The 19,538-nt window shown below is 38.9% G+C and carries 9 protein-coding genes and 1 pseudogene; 8 read left to right on the top strand and 2 right to left on the bottom strand.

The genetic code is table 11. The features are described 5' to 3' along the window. The first annotated feature begins 678 nt into the window (after nucleotides 1–678). The 6 genes and pseudogenes from nfsA (at nucleotide 679) to CKF58_RS01490 (ending at nucleotide 15,664) form a co-directional block, all read left to right on the top strand. Complete coding sequence (gene nfsA, locus CKF58_RS01510; RefSeq protein WP_119530227.1) at nucleotides 679–1,422, top strand: oxygen-insensitive NADPH nitroreductase; 744 nt, start codon at nucleotides 679–681, stop codon at nucleotides 1,420–1,422. A gap of 453 nt (nucleotides 1,423–1,875) precedes the next feature. Next, nucleotides 1,876–5,505, top strand: coding sequence for an ATP-grasp domain-containing protein (locus CKF58_RS01505; protein ID WP_119530226.1), 3,630 nt, complete (start codon nucleotides 1,876–1,878; stop codon nucleotides 5,503–5,505). 288 nt (nucleotides 5,506–5,793) lie between these two features. Beyond that, nucleotides 5,794–8,127, top strand: coding sequence for a helicase-related protein (locus CKF58_RS01500; protein WP_119530225.1), 2,334 nt, complete (start codon nucleotides 5,794–5,796; stop codon nucleotides 8,125–8,127). A gap of 1,505 nt (nucleotides 8,128–9,632) precedes the next feature. After that, a pseudogene (locus CKF58_RS08540) lies at nucleotides 9,633–10,436 on the top strand (DEAD/DEAH box helicase); the annotation flags it as partial. A gap of 33 nt (nucleotides 10,437–10,469) precedes the next feature. After that, complete coding sequence (gene hrpA, locus CKF58_RS08535; protein ID WP_342767820.1) at nucleotides 10,470–14,960, top strand: ATP-dependent RNA helicase HrpA; 4,491 nt, start codon at nucleotides 10,470–10,472, stop codon at nucleotides 14,958–14,960. Nucleotides 14,961–15,103: 143 nt separating this feature from the next. Continuing rightward, a complete protein-coding gene (locus CKF58_RS01490; RefSeq protein ID WP_222987651.1) occupies nucleotides 15,104–15,664 on the top strand; it encodes a DJ-1/PfpI family protein in 561 nt (186 codons plus the stop codon). 346 nt (nucleotides 15,665–16,010) lie between these two features. On the opposite strand, the gene CKF58_RS01485 is transcribed toward CKF58_RS01490, so the two are convergent. After that, on the bottom strand, nucleotides 16,011–16,733 hold the full coding sequence (locus CKF58_RS01485; protein WP_119530222.1) for a hypothetical protein: 723 nt from the start codon (nucleotides 16,731–16,733) through the stop codon (nucleotides 16,011–16,013). Between the two features lie 198 nt (nucleotides 16,734–16,931). On the opposite strand from CKF58_RS01485, the gene CKF58_RS01480 reads away from it, so the two are divergent. Together CKF58_RS01480 and CKF58_RS01475 are read left to right on the top strand one after the other, a co-directional pair. Continuing rightward, nucleotides 16,932–17,303 (top strand): hypothetical protein, encoded by a 372-nt coding sequence (locus CKF58_RS01480; RefSeq protein ID WP_147397185.1) that lies wholly within the window; start codon nucleotides 16,932–16,934, stop codon nucleotides 17,301–17,303. Between the two features lie 333 nt (nucleotides 17,304–17,636). Next, nucleotides 17,637–18,011, top strand: a complete 375-nt coding sequence (locus CKF58_RS01475) for a hypothetical protein (RefSeq protein ID WP_222987650.1) — start codon at nucleotides 17,637–17,639, stop codon at nucleotides 18,009–18,011. A 591-nt stretch (nucleotides 18,012–18,602) separates the two neighbouring features. Here the strand turns inward: CKF58_RS01475 and trmD are convergent. Further along, a complete protein-coding gene (gene trmD, locus CKF58_RS01470) occupies nucleotides 18,603–19,433 on the bottom strand; it encodes a tRNA (guanosine(37)-N1)-methyltransferase TrmD (RefSeq protein WP_119530219.1) in 831 nt (276 codons plus the stop codon). Nucleotides 19,434–19,538: the final 105 nt, after the last annotated feature.

The raw sequence follows: 19,538 nt of genomic DNA, 5'->3' as shown, positions 1-19,538 counted from the left end.
AGCCAAATTGGTATCCTAGTTTAGCGAGTGTGCATTATAAATATATAGAGTGATAAGACTTTACGCTAAACTGCTGACCTAAAACGGTGCTGGATCACTATAGTAGCAATCTGGCTTTAGGATTTTTTAAATCTAAATGATAATTATTTTCATTTAGCTAAACAAATTATAAACAGAGAATATTTGTTGGTGTAAATTTTTTGTCCACTTTTTACAAATAACCACCTCAAGCACTAAGGTATAGGTTTGCTTAATTTAAGCTGAAAAGCATTAAATTTGCTTTAACTCTTTTCTAAGCACAGCTAAGATTTTTTAGCTAAGTTAATCCTCTTTGAGTCTCAAGCAAAAAATAAAAACTCTTATTTTTAAACTCTCTAGCTTTTACTACCCACCATACAAACTCTTACTTTTTGTGTAACAATTAACAAAAATTTACAAGTCGAAAAGAGTTTCTTCTTCGCTAAAAACCACTAAAGCAAAGCCGTAAAAATATTCAGGAATAACCAACAAAGCCATAAGGTTATTATGGGATTTAGGAAAAAATTTGAAAAAGGAGTAGAATAGGAACAAACAAATACTTGCACTTTAACTTCAACAAAGACCTAAGTTTAGGTTGTTTAAGTTATGGGAGTATGTAAGCAAGTACCTATTTCTTAGACTTACAAGGGAGTTATATTTATGTCTAATTTAGAACAACACTTAAAATCACTACCTACTTTAGAGACTATTTTCACGCATTTTAGTGTACGTAAATATAAGAACACTCCCATTAATCCCGAATTACTTAAAACCATCGTCCGCGCAGGTTCGAGGGCTTCAACTTATGCCAATATTCAAGCAACGTCCATTATTCGCATTAGTAACCCAGAACTTCGTGCGCAAATAGAAGCTAAATGCTTTAAACAAAAAGCTTTAACTCAAGCGCCAGAGCTCTTAATTGTTTGTGTCGATTTTAGTCGCTTTGCTCTTGCCAATCCAGCAGCGCAACTACAATATTCTGAAGTTTTTCTTGCTGGCACTATCGATGCAAGTATCTTTGCCCAGAATATGATGCTCGCCGCAGAATCTTTAGGTTTAGGAGGTCTCTTTATTGGTGCTATTCGTCATGATCTACCTTGGTTAGATCAAGAACTCGGACTACCTAAATATGTAGTGCCGATCTTTGCTTTATGTTTAGGTTATCCTGATGAAGCGCCAATTGTCCGTCCACGTTTCTCTTTAGAAACTATCTTCCATGAAAACCAATACCAGCAAGCCACTCTTGAAAGCCTCAATACTTACGACGAAGAATTACATACGTTCAATCAAGAGTTTATGCACAAAGATGGTGAATGGTCTTCAAGTACAGCGCATATGTTTGATCGTCCAGCCAATCCGGAACTGGTGAACTACCTCACGCAAAAAGGTTTTTGCTTAAAATAATCGTGGCCTTATGCATGACTTATAACCACACTCCTGCCTCTTCTAATTGGATATAGTTTTGAGTTAGTACTTTAACGCAGCACTTTTACTAAGCTTTTACTAAGGTAAATTTAGGTATTACATCAAGCATTTTGCTCGTGATTTGGACAGGGCTTCCATCACCATTAACATCGATTATAAACCCTTGATTTATCAGGCAAAAACTTAAGCTAAAACTTGCATTATCTTCCGGTTATTAACGCAGATTTTGCTATAATATGTAGCTGTGCATGAGAAGAGAATCCCCGTTTTATCATGCAAGAATTTACTGATTTCTTGATTCACCTTGCCGAATAAAAACGCGTAAACTTTACACTACAAAATATAGTCCATGGTATTTTTACTCGGTTGATCCAAGTCAAGACCACACTACTACATTGACGTGGGGTAGTGTGGTCTTATTGCGTTTTTCTTATGACTAAACACTATCGTATTATTAACCTCATTAAACGTGAAAAAATCTACACTAACCAAGCTCTTGAGCAAGTTATTAGTGCTTTTAACCAAGCACAATCCTACGTATATGTAGATTTTGCGCACTATGATTTAGATAACTTTGCATTATTTATGCAAGACAATGAGTTAGTAGTTACTTACTATACTGGACATAAAAAACGCCAAAGCTATATCTATCCAGAAGACTATTACGCTAAAGCACAAGCGCAACAGGCATTTACCGAAAAAGCGACAAGCATTGAGTATCTAGATCCCCAAAATGTAGATCTAGTACTTACTCGCTTTGGACCGCAGTTCAATCACAATGGTTTTGCCATTGTGCAAGCCTTAGAATACTTAGGTTTTACTGTAACTAATGGTATTCAAGGCTTACGTAATTGTCGTGATAAATGGCTAAGCTATTTACAAGTAGCAGACTTAGTGCCGCTTGTAAACAGTAGCTTTTGTACTTGGCAACAATATGCTAATTTACCTGACGATTTTCTGGCTTACCCTCGTATCACTAAACCTAATAGTGCTTCAATGGGAGGTAATCACCTAAACTTAGCCTATAATCGTCAACAATTAGCTCATCAAAGTTTACAACTCCAGCAATTTGATTTTGCTCTTTCGCAAGATTACATTCAAAGTTACGATACACGTAACTATGATCTAAGAGTGATGGTGCTCAACGGGGAAGTAACCGGTGCATTCTTGCGCGTATCGCAAGAAGATAAAATCGTGGCAAACATTGCTCAAGGTGGATATGGCGTGCCATATCAAATCACTCCTACCTTACGAGCGCAAGCTATTGCTATTGCGCAACATTTAGGTTTAGATATTTGTGGTCTAGATTTTATTTTTAATCAAGATTTACAACAATGGCAATTCTTAGAAGCCAATGCTTGTCCTGGTTTTTATGCTTACGATAAAGTTTTAGGCAAAAACTTTGCGCAAGATATCCTTGATTACTTACTCTTACGTCTAACCGGACAAACTTCAGCTTACTTCTTAAATGCGTTACAGCCTTTAGAACAAGCTGATATCGAGGCTTTACAACCTCTAACCCGTGAACAAGCTCTAGCTTGGCAACAAGACTTTGCCGCGCAAGAACTAGCGAAACAACAAGCTCTTGTTGCCCAAAGTATTAAGCAAGCTGCTCAAGAGCAGTTAATGCAAGAGTTAGCAGCACAAGGCATTAAAAATGTTGCTGAGTTAGTTGCCCAAACTTCACTCATGGCTGAATTAACTCCAGAACAAATTGCGAGTATTTCTACCAATGCGGTTAATGACATAACAAGCAATGCAGCAACAAGCAATGCTACAACAAGCAAGAAAGCAACAACTAAGCTCACTACCCAAGACGCAGTAAATAATCTAAGTAATTTCTATAGTGATAGTGATAAGAGTAGCAACACTAGTAGCAATATCAGCAACAATGCTAGTAACAACGCAGACAACTTAACCAGTGATGCCCAAACTTGTGCTATAGCGCAAGCTAACTATCAAGCCTTAACGCATAACATAGCTAGCACTGAACGAGCACAAGCCCTTGTCACCCAAAAGCAAGAACAAGCTGCGCATATTCCTGAAGTAGATCTCGATTCTCAATCTTCAGTTCTTGCTGCGGCTAATCAAGCAGAACAATCAGCCCAAGCAGCACAAGAAGTTACGCAAGCGACTAAAACTTTAGCCGCAGTAGCAAAAGTGCACAGCCTTGCAGCCGAACTTGCTTCGCAAGCAGCAGATGCGGGCATTAGTATCCAAGATACTAATCCGGTAACTATGCAGCAAGGTGAAGAGAAAAAAGCTGCTAAACAATTAGCTAAATTTAACCAAGCTGTTAGAGAAGAACAAGAACTACCTGATCTAAGCATGCCTGCGTTTGTAATTAGTCAAAATGACTATTTACAGACTGAGGTAATCTCTGGAGTTCAAAGCAATATAGGTCAAGTTAATACAGATCAAAACACTACAGTTAATAGTTTAGATACGGTCGATAGCACTGCTCACTCTTCAAATCCGGCTAGCTCTGTTAGTTATACCAAAGACTCTAGTTCAATCGATGATAATTATGTAACTAACAAAGCTAACGCTTCTCAAGTTGCTAGTACTTCTAGTGCACCAAGCACTACAGACGAGTTTAGTGTTACTAACGCATCTAATACTAGCTATAAAGTAGGTATTACTAACAAGGCTGAGGTTACTAATGCATCTAATGTTACTGATGAGGCTAGCATTACTAATGCACCTAGCGTTATTAACGAGGCTAGAGGAGATATAGGTTCTACTGTTGATCACGATACTGTAAACTCTACTAACAATTCAGTACCACAAATCACGGCTAATCCGGATGAGTATATTTTTGCTCCTGATCCAGAACGTCTAGCTAAAAAAGTAGCCCAAGCGCAAGCTGAAATCACTAAAGCGCAACTAGCTAAATACCAAGGACAATATGTTGCAGAACATACTCCGCATAGCTTTGTCGCTTTTGATGAAGAGAGTCATGTAAGTAATGTAGACTTATCTGCTGCTGATGAACAAGCTTTAGCCTCTGAGTTAATGACTAGTGATGCTCTAGTAACTCCACAGATAGATTTACCAATCTCAATTCAAGAGGAAACATCAGTAAACTCTACAACAGATATTTCTGAGCCTGTAGTTAGCGTTGAGAATACTGCAGAAAATACAGCTGGAAATACTATAGGGAATTCAGCCGAGAACACTATTGGAACTAAAGCAGGATCTACAGTTGATCCTACAGTAAGTAGTTCTATTGTTACCTTTGTTACCACTGAAAAAAGTGTAAAAACAGAGCCGTTAGCATCAAGATTATTAGCAACCACTGCTGTAAATCAAACTAACTCTCGTTCTGCTAATTCTCGTTCTACTGTACCTAGTTCAGATTACTCTAATAGCCCGAGCATGAATAATTGGCAACCAATTAGCACTTGGGAGCCTGATGATTATCAAAGCCTAAGTTGTCCTGCTGCAGTACCGATTTTTGTTAATCCACAATTACAAAGTGGAGCAACAATTAATCCTTTAAAACAGACAGCAACGCAACCTACGGATTTTGATTCATTTAACTATGAGGCTTACTTTGCGCAGTATAGTCATAGTGATAAATTAAATCCTCATACTTATCAAGCTCAACGTAAGATCTCACGTTTAGGTCGTCACAGCGCCCAGCACAATCACCTTTCTGTGCCTTCAGCTGTGCGTCCTACTGCAAGTTCAGCAGGGCAATCTTCTGCTGTGCTGTCTTCAGCTATGCAGTCTTCTACTGTAAATCCTACGGTGCAATCTTCTACACACCCAACTGTAGTAGCTGAGACGCAAAGCAATAACCCTCAAGACAACTCAACGCTAACTCATAGTCAAAACTTTGAGGCTACTAACTATAAACCAGCTCTAAGCAATACTACACTTGCAGCTATTTTCCCAGCAAGTGAGTTTGCTCGAGCTACAACTAAAGAAACTAAGGTTGCTCTTAGTCCTTATAATAATTTTCCGCTCGCAACGGACAATCCTTTAAACTTAGTTAAAATCACGGAAAAACAACTACGTTTATCGCAACATAAACAAAAATTAAAAAGTAAATCTTAAAAAAATTAATCATCATAATGAGCTAGCAAGTAGGCTTAGTTACTTAACGACTATAGTTAGCTATATGTAGTTACCTCTACTTATTGACTGCTATCTTTATATATTTAGTTAACTGTTGTAGGTTAACTGTTGTTAGGTTAGCTATAGTTCGTTAGATTCGATATAGTTAGCTATAGTTGGTTATAGCCTGCTATATCCTCTCTATAGTCATGTAATAAGCTTTACCAGCTGGTAGACTTGAGTAACTAAAGCTTACTTGCATGCTCTTCTTTACGGAATCTTTTTAAAATGAGCGAAAATTTATTTAATTTAGTTTCAAACTATGATCCAGCCGGTGACCAAGTAAATGCTATTAGTGAAGTAGCTTCTTGGTTAAATGACGGTGTAAGAGATATGACGATCCACGGGGTAACAGGTTCAGGTAAAACCTTTACCATGGCAAATATTATTAATCGTGTAAATCGTCCATCAATTATTTATAGTCCAAATAAAATCCTTGCTTATCAACTCTACGAAGAGTTAAAAACTTTCTTCCCTCATAACGAAGTGCACTACTTCGTTTCAACCTTCGATCTTTATCGTCCAGAGTTTGTGAAGTATGGTGAGTTTCATACTAAACAATCGATTACTAATGAGATCCTAGAGCAAATGGTGCTAGATGCAACTACGGCATTATCTTCAGGTCGTCGTGATGTAATTATTGTTACGAGTTCTTCATGTCTGTTTGGGACAGGTGCCCCAGATATGTATAAAAAGTCAACAATTGACTTAAGCATTAAAGAACCTCTTTCTATGGAAGAGATTATTCCTAAGTTAGAGCATGCAGGCTATCGCATTACTTCAGAGCGTCTTGCACGTGGACTTTACCGCATGAGTGAGAATAAGATGTACATCTGTTCGAATGCTTATGAAGATTGCCTAAAAATCTGGGAATTACGTTTTGACGCAGAACACTATTTAGAGCGCATTGACTTTAAAACTCGTGATATAAAAACGGGAAAAATCCTCGAAACACAAAACCGCCTCGAAACTGGACACATCTATCCGGCAACTCGTTATACTCAAGACTATTACAATGCCGAAGAAATGAACATCATTGCGGAAAAAATGCACGAAGAAGCTAAACAACAACGCAATGTCTTACGTCCAGAACTCTACGAACTCTTAGTGCAACGTCTCGAAGATGATATTAATGAGTTAAAAACAGACGGTTACTGTAACGGGATTGAAAACTATGCGTGGTACTTCAATCGTCAGAACATGCATCGCAAATATACTCCAGACGATTATGAGAACATGCGTCCATCAACCTTATTGTCGTATCTGCATAAAGATACCGTAATGTTTATTGATGAGTCGCACTTAGCGCTTGGACAAATCCGCGGAGCAGCTTCAGCTGACTTTAGTCGTAAAAAAGACTTAATTTCAAATGGTATTCGTTTACCATCTTGTGTAATTAACCGTCCTTTAAAAGAACATGAAGTACGTGAGTTTGGGTTTCAGACCGTATATGTTTCGGCAACTCCACGTCCAGAAGAATTAGAATTCTCTCAAGGACATGTAGCACGTCTATTTATTCGTCCAACTTACTTATTAGATCCAGAAATCGAAGTAGTGTACGTTGATGAAATCGAAGAAACTTACACCCAACACGTAATCGCACAAATTAACGACACCCGCAAAAACGGCGGAGCAGTGCTTTTACGTTGTCCAGATCGTCACATTGCACAAAACTACGAGAGAATGCTGCAAGACTTAGGTTATAGAGCGAAAGTAATGCTTGCTGATACTCCAGCAACAGAACGTCGCGAACTAGTTGAACGTTTACAAGCAGCTGATAAAGAACTCGAACCTTTAGATGTAATTATTGGGGTGAACTTAATTCGTGAAGGTCTAGATATCCCACGCGTAGAAAAAGTATTAATTGTCTACGCCGATGTGGGCGGCTTCCTCAACGATACAACTTCTTTAATTCAGGTTATCGGTCGTGCGGCTCGTAATACGCGTGGTAAAGTGTTAATTTACATGCAAAACCGCAGTAAAATGACGCAACAAATCCAAGATGCAATCGACCAAACTGTAGAACGTCGTCAACTGCAAATGGATTACAACCAAAAATACAATAAAACTCCACGTACGGCGGTTGCTAACTCTTACTTAAATAGTATGATTGCTCGCTCTTACGCAGCTGACCATGAAGATCTCTTTGCTGAAGCAGAAGATCTTGGCTTTACGGTTTTACCAACTGGTAAGTTAGAAGAAACCTCGATCGAAGTTGCACGTCGTAATGCTTTAAACCAAGCACGTAAAGAAGCTGCTTTACAAACTCTACGTCAACTAGAAAAAGAAATCGCAGCTCAAGAAGATGCGCAAGCGCAAGCCCGAGGCTTAACCCCTAAAACCCCAACGCGTCGTCGTGGTACACCACTGTTCCCTGTAAAAGATCAAGCAGAACAAGCAGAGCAAACTCCACAAGCTGCAGAAACGACTGGTACAACCAAGGCAAAAGCAAAAAGTAGTACACTTGGAGCTAACCAGAGCCAAGAGCAGACTTCTCCTGATAGTACAGAAATCTCTGCTACCAAAAAAGCCATTGTTGGTGGGGGACGTCGTCGCCGCTAATTTATTTTATTTAACTATCTATGGTGTAATTACTTCAAGTATTAAAAGTATTACAAGCAAGTTAAATTACTAATATCAACATAGCAATATAAACCTAGCCCTAGCGATCTTTATGTAACATAACACCAAAGATTACTAGGGCTCTTTTTTACTAAAACCAAGGAGCAACTTCTATGCCGCAAGATTGGCAAAAAACGCTCGCTAACCTCGCTAGTAAAAATAAAGTTAGTAATAAACTAACTGTAGATGCAGATCTTAAAGCTAAGCTTAAGAGCTTAGTCAGCGATTCTGCTCCAGAACCTACTCCTACGAGTCAGCCAAAGAAAAAACAAAAATTCTTTGCTCCCTCAAGCGCAAATAATACCAGTGCTAGCAATGCACCTATGAGTGCAAACCAGCAAGTAAATACTAATCACCAAGCAGCATCAGCTAGCACCTCAGATCCAAAACAACCAAATTCAAAACCCAACCAGAGTAATACTTCCCTAGCGAGCAGTAAAAATAAAAACCGTAAAGCCCAAGCTTTAGGCAATGATCTGTCAGCTTTAGAAGCTTTACGTCAAGATTTATCACAAGCAGAAAAAGAACGCAGCGAACCTTTACGTAAAAGTGGTTTTGGTGGTTATACATATGGAGCAAAGAAAAATAGTGGTAATGCCGCTAATAGTAGCAATGTATCTGCCTCTAGCCTCAATTCAACGAGTTCAAGTTCTATAACTAGTGCGAGCACTAATAACGCAGCTGAGAAAACAAGCAACAAACCTGTAGATAGCTCGTATAGTCACAAGTCACAAGCTAAAGCTAGCCAAGCTACAGCTCCGACGCACGAGATTAATCAAGCTCTAGCTAAAGCTTCTCCACGCTTTAAAAATACAGCTTTTGCTGAACAGTTAGGAGCGATTGTGAAGCAGCAACAAGCTGCACAACAAGCCGCAGCGCAGGAAGTACAAGAAGCAGCACAAAGTACTAGCAACCAAGCTTCTAGCTCTAAGTCGCAAGGTGATAATGCTCTAACGAATAGCAACACTACCTCAGTACGTAGCGGCGGTCTCTCTGCACCACGTGGAGCAAGTTCAACTCGCGCTACGCGTGTACCAGAGAACATTAGCTGGGAAGGAGAGGAAGAAGAAAGTGCGGTTTTACGTCAATTAGACAAACTAGCAGCACAGCGCCAAGCACAAGTTAAACAACAGCAAGAGCAGCAGCGCGCGGCAGCGCAACAGGTTGTAGCGCAAGCTCTTGCTGGTGTAAATACTACTAAACAACCATCAGAATCTAACACTCAAGCTAAAAATAAAGCTACTAAAACCTCTGCTAAACCAGAGAAAGTACGTTTTACTGTTGAACAAGAGTTAATTAAACAAGCTATTGCTAAGTTCTTGGGACAAGCTAACCTTACTCTACTCCAAGAACAAAGCCTCCTTAAAGCAACCATTAAACCTTTAACGCAAAGTCAAGAACAATTAAGTACTCTTGTAGTTGATGAGTTCTTACAAGCATTACAAATTCCAACACTTGATAGTCTTTTAGCAAGCTATCAAGCAGCTAAATTACAAGGGATAGCGGAGCATACAAATCCAGTATTACTACAATGTAAACAAGCTGCTGATCGTCTAGTCGAACTTAAAATCGCTAAACGCGCTTTAGCGAATGTAGTGCTGGATTTAGCAACACGTACCTTAGCAGCTTTAGATGCTTATGCCCAACGTCAAGCGGTAGTGCCTACGACTATTAACTACACTCCAGATCTCCCTGTTACTGAGCAAATTGATTTAATTCGTAAACTATTACAACATAATCAAGTAGTAGTGGTAGCTGGGGATACTGGTTCAGGTAAAACTACACAAATCCCTAAACTCTGTTTACAATTAGGTTATAGCCAAAAGGGTTATATTGGACATACCCAACCACGACGAATTGCAGCTTCATCAGTTGCTAATCGTATTGCTAGTGAGCTCAAAACCGAACTAGGTAATCTTGTTGGTTATAAAGTCCGTTTTAATGAACAAGTATCAGCTAATACGCACATTAAACTCATGACGGATGGGATCTTATTAGCAGAAATGCAACATGATCCACTCTTAAGCCAATATTCATGTTTAATTATTGACGAAGCACACGAACGTTCTTTAAACAATGACTTTATTCTTGGTTACTTAAAACTAATTCTTCCGCAACGTCCAGACTTAAAAGTAATTATTACTTCGGCAACAATAGATGTTAGACGTTTCTCACAACACTTTAATCATTGTCCAGTGGTCGAAGTTGCAGGTCGTACTTTCCCAGTAGAAGTACGTTATCGCCCATTAAACTTAGAGCACTTTGTCTCTGATACTTCAGCGATGGACGAAGAACAAGTAGCAGAACTCTATGCCCAAGATGCACGTCATAGTTATGGAGAGTTACAACCATCACTAGGTGCGGCTTTTGCACGTACGTTTGCAAGTAATGCAAATCCTCAAAGTCAAAAAGCAAAAGATCATACTGATAGTTTCGGACAAGCTAATCAGGTTGAACACGCTGATAAGGATAGACACACTAACAAAGCAAACGAGCAAGTAGTGTTCAAAGGCAGTTCTCATGATCATGAGACTTTTGTTGCAGCCGAAACTGAATCTACTATAGGTAGAGAAAGTGATTTTGCATCGCAGCATTATCAGAGCCAACATCCACAAAAACAACAACATCAGCAAAACCTACACAACCAACAAAACTCTCAACCTGTACGTAAGCATCAAAACCTACGCGCCGATGAGACCTTTGGTTTAAGTACGGTTAATCCTTATGCTGATGAAAATGGCATGTACGCTGCTCCACGTCGTATTAGTCGCTTAGTCCCTACAGCTCAAACTCAAAGTGCCACTACCCAAGCAAATGCTGTAGTGCATAACGCTAATAGTTCGTTTACCAAAGAACAAGTACAGGAACAAGTGCAAGCACAAGGCACTAACCAAACAACTACAGCGGCTCCTAGTTTAACAACTCTAGCAAGTGATACCGCTTTACAAGCTAACCAAGAACAGTTTGCGCAAGCAAGTTCGGCAGCAAGCTGCTATCTCGCTCGTCGTCAAGCGCGTTTAGCAGGACAAAGCTCTAGCTCACAATCAACAGCAAGCGCAGAAAATACCACAAGTGTTGCAAGCTCGGAACAAACTAATAATGTTGTTGGTAAAGAGTTAGGTGATACTGAATTAGTTGCTAAGAATCTTGTTGCTTCAGAAATTACTGGTGAGAAGTTTGCAAGTACAGAAGTTGCAGATGAAAAATTTGTAGGTGAAGAATTTGCTAGTACAAATTCACAAGCTCGTGCGCATCTTTCAGCTGAACAAGCAAGCAAAGCTAGCAACTATCACTTATTAACTGCACAAGACATACAACGTATTGCTCAGCAAGACTTCCAAGCAGAAAGCTATGATCTTGCTGCAGATAAAAGTCCGGAGGCGCGACGTCAACGTGCAATGCAACGTTACGGTAATTCATATAAAGACGCTGCGGCTTTTGCGGCATATCGTCGCTATGCTGATGATGAAGATAGTGCCTTAGATTTATATCAAGGGGTTATTGCAGCTACTGAAGAATTATTCCAAGAAGGACATGGGGATATCCTTGTCTTCTTATCAGGTGAACGCGAAATCCGTGATGTAGCTAATGAGCTAACTCATCACTATACACACGTAAACCACCGTTATCCACAATTACGCATTCTGCCGTTATACTCACGTTTAAGTTCGGCGGAACAACAACTAATCTTTAAACCTGACGGCAACTTACGAATTATCCTTGCTACTAACATCGCTGAAACTTCTTTAACCGTACCAGGCATTAAATACGTAATCGATGCTGGTACAGCACGTATTTCACGTTACAACTATAAAACGCAAGTTCAAGGTCTACCAATCGAACCGATCTCTCAAGCTTCGGCAAACCAACGTAAAGGTCGTTGTGGTCGTACTAGTCCAGGCATTTGTATTCGTTTATATAGTGAAGAAGACTTTGCCAATCGTCCAGAGTTTACTGATCCGGAAATTAAACGTACCAATCTTTCAGCAGTAATCTTAAAAATGCTCAGTCTCAATTTACCTAACATTGCAGACTTCCCATTCTTAGATGCTCCTGATAATTCATATATCCGTAATGGGTTAAAACTACTTGAACAGTTACAAGCAATTAAAGTAACACCGCAAGGCTATGCTATTACTAAAATCGGACGTCAACTAGCAGATTTACCAGTTGACCCGCGCTTAGGACGTATGATCCTTGAAGCAAGTAATCTCGGTTCATTACAAGAAATGCTAATCCTTGCTGCGGGCATGACCATTGTTGATGTCCGTGAAACACCACAAGGTAAGGCAGCGCAAGCGCAGCAAATGCATGCTGAGTATCGTGACAAGAACTCAGATTTCTCCACCTTATTAAATTTATGGAATTACTTATTCCAAGAAAAACTTTCAAATACTCAATTCCGTAAATTATGTAAGAAACGTTATCTGAACTACTTACGCGTACGTGAGTGGCAAGATTTATATCAGCAACTTAAACAAATTGCAATGCAACTCAAGCTCCGCTTTAATCAATTACCTGCTACTTATCCAGAAATCCATAAAGCTATGATCCCAGGTCTACTAGATCATATTGCGCAAATTGATTCGAGTGATAAGATGCAATATAAAGGAGCGCGCGGACGGGTATTTAAATTCTTTAATACCTCAGCTCTTTATAAACAACGTCAGCATTGGGTAATGGTAAGTGAATTAATTCACTTAAATAATACCTACGCTATGCGCGGAGCTGTAATTGAACCACAATGGGTAGAACCATATGCGCGTCACTTACTTAAATACGCTTATCAACAACCTCATTGGTCGGCTAAGCGTGGAGAAGTGTGTGCCTATATGAGTGCAAACTTATTTGGTTTAACCATTGTGGACAAACGGTTAGTGAGTTATGGCAAAATTGATCCTGCAGTATCGCGCGAGATCTTTATTCGTCAAGCTTTAGTTGAACAGCATTGGGATCAAGAATATGAGTTCTATATTCACAACAATACCGTACTAGCGCAAGCTTTAAAAATAGAAGAGCAACAACGTAAACGCGGTATTGTAATTAGTGAAGAAGACTTAGCTACTTGGTATAGTCAGCGTATTCCAGCACACGTACGTGATAATGTAAGTTTTGCGCAATGGTGGGAAGAAAAATCACGTCAAGAACCGCATTACTTAGATATAGATTACGAACACTTACTTGATAAAGAACAAACCTTAACTAGTTTCCCAGAGTATATTTCCGATGGTAATTATCAACTCAAACTCAACTATTTATTTGAGCCTGAGTCTCCATGGGATGGAGTTAATGTGCTTGTTCCGATTCAATATCTCCAAGCTCTAGACTATCGCCTCTATCAATGGCATATTGCTAATTATCGTCAAGAGTTAGTAGAAACCTTAATTCGTAATTTACCTAAAAATCTACGTAAACAATTAATCCCTGCTCCGGATTATGCTCGTGTGTTCTGTCAACGCATTGAAAGTGTGCTTATGGATAAAGGTAAGGTGTTAAGTTTCTACCAAGTATTAGCCCATACATTTAAACAAATTAACGGTAGTTTAATCGAAGCTAATGCATGGCAAGAAGCTGCCGCTAATTTACCAGCACACCTAACCGTGCACTTTAAATTACTAGATCTTGAAGGGCAAGTAATGGCAGAAAGCAATGATCTGTTACAACTGCAACAAGATTACGCACGCACGAGTCAAGAGTTAGTTAATCAAAAAAGTAAGCAAGATTTAGCTAAAGCGAAAATCTATACTGATTTTAACTTTAGTGAGTTTGGCAAAATGCAACAAGTGAAAAAAGGTGGCGTGCTCTTAGATAGCTACCCAGCATTAATGCCAATTCTTAGCTTACCAAACGATAAACAAAAACTCCTCGCTCCACGTCTGCAAAACCTGCAACAAGAACTAGGTAATGCAGACCTTGCGCAAAATCATATTGCAGCTGGGGTAATTATTCAGAACTTAGCTACTGCGGATGAACAAGCACGAGTAATGCATGTGGGGATGCGTGACTTACTTTTACTTAATAGTCATAACCCAATTAAGTACTTACAAGAAAAACTACCAAACCGTGCGAAGTTAGCTATGTACTTTAGTGGGAATGTAAGTCAAATTATTGCTGAATGTATTCTAGCTGCCGCTGATGACATTATGCAAGAGTACCAAGCGCAAGCGCAGGCTTATGCTCAAGGGCAAGAAGCTAATAGAGCTAAAGTGCAAAGACAAGAGGATAATATCAACCCGCAAACTATGATTTGGAATCAGCATTATTATCAGTTTATGCTTGATAAAATGCGGGCTAATATTAATGACGCGACCTATAAAGTAGCACAATTAGTTGAGCAAATCTTAGTACTAGCTAATCAAGTGCACAAAGCTCTGAAAAAACAAAAAGATCTGGAACTGGTTTTTGCGACCAATGATATGAAGCAACAAGTTGCAGCGCTGACGCGCCCTGACTTTGTAGCCGAACATAGCGTTAGTCAATTAAGCCAAGTTCCAAGATACTTAGAAGCTACGCTCTATCGTTTAGAACGGATGGGACAAAACCCTGCTCTAGACCAAAAACGGCAAGAAGAAGTTAATGAGTGGGAAGAAGTTTACCAACAGTTAAAAGCTAACTGGCCAAGCTATCAAGATCCAGCACCATTAACTGAATTATTCTTTATGTTACAAGAGTTACGAGTAAGTCTCTTTGCGCAAACCTTAGGTTCGCGCATTCCAATTTCCTCTAAACGCATTGCACAATATGTAGAGCAACTTAAGCAGCAGGTTCTCTAGAAACAAACGAGTTTTCAAGTGATTACTAAATATTAGCGCACATAACTCAAACTACACAACGTGCTCATATTTTATTTCAGGTAAGATAAAACTCGGTTATAATCAGAGACCATTTTTACATGTACATAACCAAGGAGAAGAACATGGTGAAAAAAGTTGCAGTCTTCTTAACCGCAAATTTTGAAACAGTTGAAGCTTTAGCGCCAATCGATTTAATGCGTCGTGCAGGCATTGAAGTTACTACTATTTCTTTAGATCAAACTTTAAGTGTAACTTCACACCAACAAGTTACAGTGCAAGCTGATAAAATGCCCAAGCAAGTACAAGTGCAAGAGTTTGACGCTTTATTCTTACCAGGTGGAGGCTTAGATGAAAGTAAGTATTTTGCTCAAGCGGAAACTATCAAGTTCTTTGCTCAAGACAAAAACAAGGTTCTCGCAGCTATTTGTATGGCTCCGACTGTGCTAGCGCGCTTAGATCTTCTTACTGGTAAACAAGGAACTTGTTACCCAGCAATGCAAGAACACTTTACAGCGCACCAAGTAGAGTTTAAAGCTACTAATGCTGTATACTTAGATGAGGAGAAAATCCTCTTAGGACGTGCATGTGGTGCAGCTTTTGATTTTGGCTTAAAATTAGTTGAAGTAGTTACCGATAAAGCTACTGCTCAACGCGTAGCCGAAGCTATTGTTTACCAATCTTAGGAAAGCTTAAGCCAAATTAGCTCTTACGCAAATCTTGCTCAGATCTAACCCAGATCTCACTTAGATCTTATGCAAATTTTGCACAAATCTTACTCGTAATCTCATTAAGAGTAAAAGCAAAATCCTTAAAATAAGATCTTAAACGTAAAATCCCCTTTAGCGCTCAGACTAAAGGGGATTTTTTTGGCACAAAAATGAGCCCAAGGATCAATCGACCCTTGGGCTAAAACTATATTTCTATACGAGAAAACTCACGATTCACTTATACAAGTTAGTTGTGAATGAATGCTTTATATCTATGTGCTAAGTGATCTTAATTACCTCATCTTATTTCTTCTTTCTGCTACTAGTTTTTAGTAGTTGCAGATTGTAGTTTAACTTTTGAAGATGGAGAACCTTGTTGACAGCTTTGCGTGAATTGACGCGCGTCAGCAGAGTTCATACCGTATTTCGCAATGATTTGTTGCGGAGATATAGAAGTTTGGTCTTTCTTCGATACACGATATTTATTCAGTAATGGTTGTACTGAGTCAATACATGTAGCTAAAGAGTTAGACTCGCTTGTAGTGCTTACTACGCTTAGAGTACTACTTGTGTAGTTATCTTTCGCATCTTCAGCAGCTTGTTGCGCTTCTTCTGCATCTTTAATTACGGTTACTTCACCTTTATCATCAACTGATACCGTACCAGAAGCTAAAGCATTTGAACGCTCAACGTCGTTAGTTGTTTCGTAACCGAAGAATTCAGTATTGATAATTCCTTCAGTACATGAAGCATCTAATGATTGTTCTGAGTTTGTATAGTTAGATGAACTTGAAGAATCTAAGACATCTTGGATATAAGATTTCTCCGTCACATTGATATTTGGATTATTAGGGTAAGTTTCACCGTAAGTACTATTCACGATTTGTGGGAAGTACTTATCTCTTACTGTAATATTCGTAGCTTCAGCTACAGAGCCATCGAAGATAATGGTGTTGGTTGTAGTGTCAAGGTCTAAGTTATCGCTTGATAATTTAGTACCTGTGAATCTCATACCACCATCAGTTGCATTACCTACAATATTCACCGCTGATAAGTTAGAGTTTTCCGCAACGATATTAGCCGCATTTAAGGCAATAGTTGCATTAGGTACTGAAGTTAAGTTACTACCGTCATTGTTAAGTTGCCAGTAGCTGCTACAGTTACGTTACCATTGTTAGCAGTAATGTTCGAACTAGAAACAGTCATTGTACCAATACCGTTTACACTTGCAGTAGCACCAGTAATGTTCGCGTTGTCTAGAGTTACATTCGCACCTGCAATTGAAGTGTTTTCTGTACCAGTTATATTTGTACCGTTTAAGTTAACATCATCAGTCGCAGAAACAGTTGCGTTACCGTTAGTATCAGTAATGTTCGAGTTCGAACCATTTACAGCACCATTAGTAGCGTTAACATCAGCTTCTTTACCAGTTACGTTAGTGTTATCTAAAGTAACGTTGCTACCTTTGATTGATGTGTTCTCAGTACCAGTTACATTCGTACCGTTTAAGTTTACATCATCAGTCGCAGTTACTGTAGCGTTACCGTTAGTTGCTGTAATATTAGTGTTATTAGCATTTACAGAACCATTAGTAGCGTTAACAACAGATTCTTGACCTGATACGTTTACGTTATCAAGAGTTACGTTACTACCTGTTACATTAGCTGTACCGTTTGCCGCTGATACATTTGTGCCGTTTCGAGTTAAGTTCTCTTTCGCAGCTACAGTTGCATCACCGTCAGTTGCAGTTACGTTAGTGTTGTTAGCTGTTAATGAACCATTAGTTGCATTAACTACAGCATCTTGACCAGATACATTTACGTTATCTAGAGATACATTACCACCAGTTACGTTAGCTGTACCGTTTGCCGCTGATACGTTTGTACCATTTAAGGTAGCGTTACCAGCTGCAGCTACAGATGCATTACCATCAGTCGCAGTAATGTTTGTGTTGTTCGCTGTTAAGTTACCTTTAGTAGCGTTAACTACAGCTTCTTCCGCTGAAATGTTTACGTTATCTAAAGATACGTTGCCACCAGTTACGTTTGCTGTACCGTTTGCTGCTGAAACGTTAGTACCGTTTAGAGTTAAGTTCTCTGTAGCAGCTACAGTTGCATTACCATCAGTAGCAGTTAAATTCGTGTTAGTTGCACTTAATGAACCATTAGTTGCATTAACTACAACATCAACACCAGTTACGTTTACGTTTTCTAAGCTTACGTTACCAGCAGTAATGTTAGATGTACCATCTTTACCTGCAGTTACATTTGTACCATTTAAGGTTACATTGTCTTTAGCAGCGATGTTTACACTACCATCTTGAGCTGTAGCACATAAGTTAGTGTTGTTCGCAGTAAACGAACCATTGGTTGCATTAATACTTACATTAGTACCGCTTACATTTGAGTTATTTAGGGAGTACTAGGCTTTAAATTGGCGAATTTTAGCCAAACAAACTCATAGATAGATCCACATATTTCATATTATTGGCAAGAAAAAAGTTATTTCTTGCTAACTATCGTTAGTAGTTAACTAGAAATAACTTTTCATTTTTATAGCAAAACTAACATTTTACTCTTAACTCGAGTACGAAAATGCAAAGATAAAAATCACATAGCAAGCGTGAAATTTGTTGATTTACCGCACTTTCTGGTAATAACCTGCACCATCTAAGCTCTGAGTGCGTAAGTATAAATGTTGTACCTAATATTTAAGCAAAACTACTAATAAGATAGCTTGCTATTTATCAAGAGCTTTTTGGTTTTATATCAAGAGATAAAGCTATACAAATTTATAGCGTTTGTAATACAGTTTGCTATACCGTTTGTTATATTATTTACCGCAAGCAAACACTTACACCTCATATATTGAGATTTGCCTTGCGTTGAGTAAATATAACTTAACACTAGTTGTCTTATTCTTTATTTTCTAGAGAAGCACTTGTACCTTTCTTACGACGAGGCTTTTTAGCAAAAGGATCTGGCTGTCCCCTAAGTTTGGCAAGAATGCTGATTTGACTCTTTGATAAAGCATTTTCCACTTCAAGTTTAGCAATTAGTTCCGGACGACGCTCTAAAGTACGAACTAGAGCTTGTTCTTGTCTCCAAAGTTCTATATTTTTATGATGCCCTGATAATAGAACTTCCGGTACAGGAATCCCTTGATAAACTTCAGGACGTGTATAATGCGGGCAATCTAATAAACCGGTAGCAAAACTATCTTGCTCTGCTGATTCTTTAGTATGTAGGGCTTCTGGGATATGACGAATAATAGCATCAATCATCATCATCGCTCCTAGCTCACCACCGGTAAGCACAAAATCCCCTAATGACCATTCTTGATCAGCATGCAAGTCAATAAAACGCTGATCAACTCCTTCGTAACGTCCACAGATAAAAATATAATTACAATCAGGTTGCGCTAATTCTACACTTGCTTGATGATTAAATACTTTACCTTGAGGGGAAAGGAAGATTGTTTTTACCGGTAAGCCTTTTGTAGCGGCAATTTGTTTTGCATGCAATAGGGCTTTTTCTAAAGGCTCAATTTTCATTAGCATGCCAGGTCCACCACCGAACGGACGTTCATCAACAGTTTTATGTTTATCTGTCGTGTAATCCCGCAGATTGAACGTCTCTAATTCATATAGACCAGCCTGTAATGCTTGCTTGGTAATACCCCATTCGCTAATGGCTTTAAACATTTCAGGAAAAATGGTTAATACCCCAAACCATTTTTGACTCATACCATATCCTTAAAACGTACAAGAAACGCCGTTGCTAACAACGGCGTTTACTTGTTTTTATTTATGATTTTTATTTTCTTAACGCTAAGTACAAGCTAATAATTT

Source organism: Psittacicella hinzii (assembly GCF_003585935.1).
Lineage (GTDB): Bacteria > Pseudomonadota > Gammaproteobacteria > Enterobacterales > Psittacicellaceae > Psittacicella > Psittacicella hinzii.
This window is presented reverse-complemented; position numbering and strand designations above follow the sequence as displayed.

What these genes read in the sequence shown, in the direction of transcription:
- trmD (WP_119530219.1), bottom strand. Translation starts at nt 19,433, where the DNA reads ATGAGTCAAAAATGGTTTGGGGTATTAACCATTTTTCCTGAAATGTTT.
- CKF58_RS01500 (WP_119530225.1), top strand. Translation starts at nt 5,794, where the DNA reads ATGAGCGAAAATTTATTTAATTTAGTTTCAAACTATGATCCAGCCGGT.
- nfsA (WP_119530227.1), top strand. Translation starts at nt 679, where the DNA reads ATGTCTAATTTAGAACAACACTTAAAATCACTACCTACTTTAGAGACT.
- CKF58_RS01480 (WP_147397185.1), top strand. Translation starts at nt 16,932, where the DNA reads ATGTTCGCGTTGTCTAGAGTTACATTCGCACCTGCAATTGAAGTGTTT.
- CKF58_RS01490 (WP_222987651.1), top strand. Translation starts at nt 15,104, where the DNA reads ATGGTGAAAAAAGTTGCAGTCTTCTTAACCGCAAATTTTGAAACAGTT.
- CKF58_RS01505 (WP_119530226.1), top strand. Translation starts at nt 1,876, where the DNA reads ATGACTAAACACTATCGTATTATTAACCTCATTAAACGTGAAAAAATC.
- hrpA (WP_342767820.1), top strand. Translation starts at nt 10,470, where the DNA reads ATGGACGAAGAACAAGTAGCAGAACTCTATGCCCAAGATGCACGTCAT.